A 6203-nucleotide genomic window follows, 5' to 3' on the forward strand; every position below is an offset into this window, starting at 1 on the left:
TGGTCACCCTGATCCGCCAGGAGGTGACAGCATCGGATCATCTCCATGCCGACGATACCCCGATCCAGGTTCTCGATCCCCGGCTGCGCCAGATCTCCGGTCCATTCCGCGATCTCATTGATGAGGTGCCAGAACATCACCGGAAAACAGAACGGTGATAGCCTTTCGACGCACGCGTTCGGACATCATCATGAAACGGCTCGCGCTGGTTATGACGCTGACCCTCCCGTTATTTCTGCTTCGCGGACGGGCGATCGCAGACGGAATCATCTCGGGCGTCGCGTTGCTGTTCGTGCTGCATTGTCTTCTGACGGGTGACCGGAGCTGGCGGCAAGGGTGGTGCGTTCCCGCTTTCCTGTTTTGGGGCGTTGCCATCCTGTCATCGATAATGCACGGCACGACCCATGCGGTCGCGGAAGCCTTTGTCCTTGGCCGCTTCATGGTCTTCTGCGCCGCGCTGGCGTCGTGGATATTGCCCGATCCGGGCATCCGGCGCGCGCTTGGCCTCTCGGTTACGCTGGTCGCTCTCTGGCTGATTGTGGAGTGCTGGCAGCAATATCTGTTCGGCGCCAATCTCTGGGGATACCCTCGCTGGGGGGATGGCGCCTTGACGGGACCGTTCGCCCGTCCCCGCGCAGGCCCACCTTTGGTGATCGTCGCCTTCCCCGGCGTGGCCATCTACGCGGTTCGCTGGTTTCAGGCACCGTCATGGCCGCTGCGCGCGGCGGGAGCCAGCCTTATCGTCTTCCTGATGGTCACGATGATCCTCATCGGTCAACGGATGCCGACGTTGCTGTTCGGGTTGGGGCTGGTCGTTACCGCGCTATTGTCGCGCCCGTTGCGTTGGCCGATTCTCGGGGCGGGCGTGGTCGGATGCACGGCTCTCGCACTTCTGCCTGTCTTGTCGCCACCCGCTTACGAAAAGCTGGTCGTACACTTTCTCGAACAGATGCGACATTTCCCGGCCAGTCCGTACGGCCAGCTTTATATCCGCGCGGGCGTCATGCTCAAACTGCATCCTTGGCTGGGTCTTGGTGTGGACGGCTTCAGGAGATCCTGTGCTGATCCAGCTTATGTTCTGGATTTGTCCATCTTCGGGAAGAAATTCCTGACGGGGGATGCATCAGGTGGCTGCAATATCCATCCCCATAATGTTTATCTCGATGTGGCGGTTTCGACCGGGCTGGTCGGGCTCGCCTGCATGATAACGATGATCGCCTCGTGGCTGCGGCGTCTGGACTCGGAAACCCCCGAGCAGATGATGCTTCTCGTCGCCTTGTGTGTGATGTTATGGCCGCTTGCGTCGAGCAGCGCTCTCTTTACCGTCCGGACGGCGGGATGGCTTTTCCTGATGGCCGGATGGGGGCTGGCGGCAACGCGACCTGTTGCAACAGCACGCACGTGTTGAACACGTGGTCAGAGAAAATATTCACATTGATGATTGTTTCTTGTTCGTTCGATCCGTCACAAGACGCGACTACCTGACCGCCGAAACTGCCAGTGCTGCGCGACAATGTGGGTGAGAATCGGCGAGACCGGAGCCAATCGCAGCATGTGCTTTTACAGCACTGTTCCTCCACGCCCTCAAAACGGCGTTCCGATACTGGTCAGTTTTGTCCAGCGGTGCGCTTTGAGGTTCCATCGATTCACGACCCATCCCGGATAGGCCAGGCCAGACGCGAAATCATGGACCCCCATATGGACGGTCGGCAGGGTGCGGATCAGCGGTGCGTGATCACTCCACAGCACGCGATGTTGCGGATCAAGGATGGCGATATAGGTGCCGGAATTTCCATAATAGGAAGAATGGCCGATCAGGACGATCGCATGAGAAAGCCCCGGACCGAAATCGACAGCCACGATGCGCGGGATGTCGTCGAGCGGTTTGAGATCGGGATCGTCTTTGGGGTTGTTCGGATAAAACGTCCCGCCGGAGAACACGATCTCGCCGTCCGTATGCGTGAAGAGTTCAGCATCGGAAGCCGTGGCAGCCCGGCCGGGCTGCGTGTCCTGCTCGTTTCCAAGATCGTGTCCGCCCGACCGGTCGATGATCTTTTGCCAATCGTCGGCGCGACAGGGGGTGACGGCGAGAGAGGACAGGATGGCAACCGACAGGGCGGCTGACGCCAGGCTTGACAGGACCTCTTTGATCCTGACCGTGCGAAGGCGATCGGAGAAACGGGTGACGAGGATCATCACGGGCTCCTGAATGTGCCTGCCGGATGACAGGCGAAAGAACTCAGGTCACGATATTTGTATTTCCGTATGATGTAAAGGCGGATTATCGTATATTCTTACGATTCACCGTCGATCTCAGGAACGAGGCGGGCCACCGACCCAGACTACCTCGCCGAGGATTTTCAAGGAGTCGGCCTCGTCACCGGACAGATCCTGCGGCGGGTAGCGATCATGGTCGGCCAGCGCCCTGATGCCGCCGCCCAGCCGCTTCTCGAGGCGCCGGACGAGGACCCCGTCATCGACGGCGATCGCATAGATGGCGCCGCCCTGAATCTGCCGGGCCGCGGTATCGATGACGGCAAGATCGCCGTCATGCAGTGTCGGCGCCATGGCGTCTCCCGTCACGGGAACGAGCCGCAACCCGGTGCACTCTCGGGGGATCGCAGTCTCCAGCCAGGATTTGCCGACACGCAGCCCCTCGTCGCGATCGTCGAACCAGGAGATGACCACCTGATGACCGCCCCGGGAGGCATGTTCCGAGGCAGCGGCAGGCGCTTCGAACACATCGCCCTTGCCGTAAGCGATCCAGTCGAGAGAGACGCCGCAGGCCCGTGCAAGGGCAGCCAGAGAGGAGAGTTTCATCTCTCCGCCATTCATGTAGTCCCGCAGCGTCGTATAGGGCACGGCCGCCGCCTTGGCGGCATGGGTGATGCCGACAGCCTGGGCCGCCTGACGCAGCCGTTCGCCCCGCTCGCGCATCTGGCGTTCCTGCTCGTCACTCATGCGGCGTTTCCGCCTGCGTGGTTTCGCCATGAAGACTCCTGAGGGAGGGGGAGTCTGCGTTTATGCGAAAACACGCTTGCATGTATAGTCGGATTATCGTATAAATGGCCATGGGTAAGGCGTGCGGTTCCTCGTGACTCGATGCTCAACCTTGCCTGATGCCGTCGGGTTTTAGAAGGGGGTCACATGGCCGAAATCGAGACGTTCCCACCTCGCCCGGGCAGCGACCCGCGTCTGGAGGACCTCCATGCCGGGCTGCACGAGGTCATGCGCCTCGTGGAACTGGAGCATCAGATCCTGCGCCAGCGTCTCGACGGTCTCCTGGCCGACAGTGACGGCGCGAAGTTGCTGGAAGGGGTCGTCGCGCTGAGCGGCTGCATCTCGCACAAGCTCACGGGATTGCTCCAGACCTGCCGCGAGATCGGCAATCTCTGACAGCCGATGATCGACCGCACCCGCGCACCCGCATCTGGCCGCTTCTCCAGGAACTGACTCATGACCCCCCTTTTTCTGCGAGACCTCCTGCAGCGCGGGCTGGCTCTCGCGAAAAGTCATCCCGGACGTACCGCCGGCGCTGTGGGCATCGCGCTCCTTGCCGGGATCTGGCTTCATGAAACGAGTCTCTCCGTGCGCCTGATGCGGGCGGAGAAGACGCATTACCCGGCGGGCGCAAGAGCCTGCCTGTCGCTCGACACCGTCACCGGCATCAATCTGGGAAACAGCGGCAGTTCCGCGGTCTGGGCGCCGCGCACCGATCTGACCGCGCCGACGGCCCATCCGTTCGTCTTTTATGCGGGTCCGGCCCAGAACGTGCCCGATCTGGCGGTCGATCTCGCACGGCGCGGTCTGCTCCGCCGTCATGACATCACGATGACCATCGATGTCGTCTCCGACGAAATCGGTCCACAGGCCAGAAACGAAGGTGGCGCCTATTATCATCCGGACACGGTCCACCACACGTTCCGGCAGGCTCCGGCCGTCATTTACACGACAGAGCGAAATGATCCGCGTTTTACATACACTTTGCGTTTCCGCGGAGGAGTGCTGTTAGGCAGCACAGGTTTCATGACCCGTGTCTACGACACGCCGCTGCCGGAAACGGGGCGCTACACCATCCCTCTGATTTCCCCTTATATGACGAGCATCGTGTCCGGCGCCTGCCTCACGGTCCATCCGCGCTCCATAACGTCCATCGAGGCGCGAACGGATCCCCTCACCGGCGATCACCTCTATGCCGCCAATATCGTCTTCGCCGTGGACAGCCCGCCTTCCTGGATGGATACGCCCGTCTTTCGGCGTTCCGCCGGGTCGCCCCCGATTTTCGGGCAAGGAAGCACGGTCGAGCGGACCACGCTCTTCAAGGACGATCATGGGCATCTGGCCTTCAAGACGGATTTCTCGCAATGATCCCCACCATGGCAAGAAACGCGGCGGTGGCCGTGGCCGACGCGATCCGCCGGTCTCCACGACGCGCCGCTCTGGTCGCGGCGGCTGCGTTCGGCGCATGGCAGGTTCTGGCGCCGGGCGACAACGACGACCGGCGGGCGGCGCGCGAGGTGCTGGCGACGGTGCGTGCATGGCCCGAAGGTCAGGGCAGCATGGACAGGGACGCCAGCCGTCGCCTTTGCAGGCGGGTCAACGATGAATCCTTCATCGACGGGCTGGGCTTTCTCGGCAATGTCGATCGGCGCAAGATGGCCCTTCCGACGCCCGATTACGATGCCAATACCGCAGGCGCCTATTTCGGGGGTGGCCCGCGGGGTGTCGCGCCGAGCCCGTTTCTTCAGGCGCTGATGGATGCCGGCGTCGTCCGGCGCGTGCCCGTGACGATCGTCACGCGGACCCACCAGCCCACGGCTGCGGCGCTGGACTATGTGCCGCTTCAGGATACGATCGGCGGTCCCTTGCCTCCTCCTCCGACCCGGCAGTTCGAGGACACCGAAAGCCGGATGGACGCCGATCTGTTCATCGCCCCGGGAGACGGCGCCGCGTGGTTCATCGCCAATCCCGACCTGCGGAAAGGATTGATGGGCATAGCTCCCGCCTCGACGCCGCGGATCGTCCCGGTCCGTGACGGAACCGGCAATGCTGCCGTTCCGCCGGGACTGGTGACGCCCGACGGCATCTGTTACCCGCTGCGCGCCGACCGTGTGCTCGAATATACCGACGCCAAAACGGTCGGCTACAAGCTGCGCGAGATCACGGTCGCCATCCTGATGAAGCCCCGAACGATGCCGGGCTGGGTTTCCGATCCGCGCGTCTTCGGCGCCCTGATGGGGGCACCTGTTTTACCCGAGGACGTGCGGGTCTGGACGTTCCGCAATGCCGGAGACGGATGGCGTCTGTCCGGCCTCACCGACATGAGGGACATGGCCAGCAATGGCCATTATCTCGGGGATTGATTCATTCAGAACCTGGTGGTGGGCTCCGCCAAGGCTTGGGTTGCCTGCAAAGCGGATGAGGCTGAGACGCTGCGTCTGTGGCGCGAGGCAGACGTCAGGGCGAAGAGGTCACGATCCTGAAGAAGGCGACGGCTTCTTTCTGCCAGGGGGATCGCGTGATGAAGTTCGCGTTCGTGCTGGCCGAGCGCGAAAGCTATCCGGCGCAGACGCTGTGCCGCGTGATCAGTGCCAGTGTCTCGGGCTGCTACGCATGGGTCGGCGCGATCCCCTTGCTCAAGGCCCGTGTCCCGGTGCTGTCATTCGATGCGGAGCGGGCAGCCGACGAGAATCTTGAGCAGATGATCTCCGACGTTGATGAGCGGATTCTGTATTATCAGGGCGTGAAGAAGATTCTGAGGGGGCGTCTGAGATGGCGGAAGTTCGCTGAGAAGCGTGATGGTCGGGCGGACAGTGATGGTGCTCCTCGGCGTCGGCGCCGGGATACGGCTACCGCTGTGGCGCTCCGTCACTCGTTCGTCGGTCAGGGGCGGGATGTGTTCATCGAGTCCTTTGTCGAGGACATAATCCGGGGTGGTCGTAGTGCCCCGGAGGTTGTGGAGAAGGGGTCTGACGAGGTGCCGCAGGATCTTCCCGGGCTTGAGATGGACTGATTGGCTGGCCTGATCGGTTTCAGGCGTTCCTGGGGTGGCTGGCTGGGGGCATGAAAAAAGCCCCGTCCTCGTGAGAGGGCGGGATCTTCGTTCAGTCGCTGAAGACCATGTCGATGGCCGTGTGCAGGGCGGACTGGATATCGCTCCGCCGACCGGCGCGGCCCATACCTTCGTGTGGGAGGCGATGCTC

Annotated in this window: 7 protein-coding genes; 5 read left to right on the forward strand and 2 right to left on the reverse strand. The window is 62.4% G+C overall.

Annotation, left to right across the window (positions count from 1 at the left end):
* Window positions 1-190 precede the first annotated feature (190 nt).
* Window positions 191-1408: an O-antigen ligase family protein gene (locus EDC31_RS16915; RefSeq protein ID WP_042056963.1), complete on the forward strand. Its 1218-nt coding sequence runs from the start codon at window positions 191-193 to the stop codon at window positions 1406-1408.
* A gap of 176 nt (window positions 1409-1584) precedes the next feature.
* On the opposite strand, the gene EDC31_RS16920 is transcribed toward EDC31_RS16915, so the two are convergent.
* Entirely contained in the window at window positions 1585-2196 is a 612-nt protein-coding gene (locus tag EDC31_RS16920) for a hypothetical protein (protein WP_042056949.1), read from the reverse strand.
* A gap of 117 nt (window positions 2197-2313) precedes the next feature.
* Window positions 2314-2961: a LexA family transcriptional regulator gene (locus tag EDC31_RS16925; protein ID WP_239641577.1), complete on the reverse strand. Its 648-nt coding sequence runs from the start codon at window positions 2959-2961 to the stop codon at window positions 2314-2316.
* 186 nt (window positions 2962-3147) lie between these two features.
* Here EDC31_RS16925 and EDC31_RS16930 point away from each other — a divergent pair, with 186 nt between their 5' ends.
* The 4 genes from EDC31_RS16930 to EDC31_RS16945 all read left to right on the forward strand — a co-directional run bounded on the left by EDC31_RS16930 (window position 3148) and on the right by EDC31_RS16945 (window position 6013).
* Entirely contained in the window at window positions 3148-3396 is a 249-nt protein-coding gene (locus tag EDC31_RS16930) for a hypothetical protein (protein ID WP_042056953.1), read from the forward strand.
* Between the two features lie 60 nt (window positions 3397-3456).
* Complete coding sequence (locus EDC31_RS16935) at window positions 3457-4368, forward strand: hypothetical protein (RefSeq protein WP_042056956.1); 912 nt, start codon at window positions 3457-3459, stop codon at window positions 4366-4368.
* Entirely contained in the window at window positions 4365-5363 is a 999-nt protein-coding gene (locus tag EDC31_RS16940; protein ID WP_042056958.1) for a hypothetical protein, read from the forward strand. Before EDC31_RS16935 ends, EDC31_RS16940 begins: the two co-directional genes overlap by 4 nt.
* A 158-nt stretch (window positions 5364-5521) precedes the next feature.
* Window positions 5522-6013: a hypothetical protein gene (locus EDC31_RS16945; RefSeq protein WP_132127199.1), complete on the forward strand. Its 492-nt coding sequence runs from the start codon at window positions 5522-5524 to the stop codon at window positions 6011-6013.
* The last annotated feature ends 190 nt before the right edge of the window (window positions 6014-6203 follow it).

This window comes from Acidomonas methanolica, from assembly GCF_004346035.1.
GTDB lineage: Bacteria > Pseudomonadota > Alphaproteobacteria > Acetobacterales > Acetobacteraceae > Acidomonas > Acidomonas methanolica.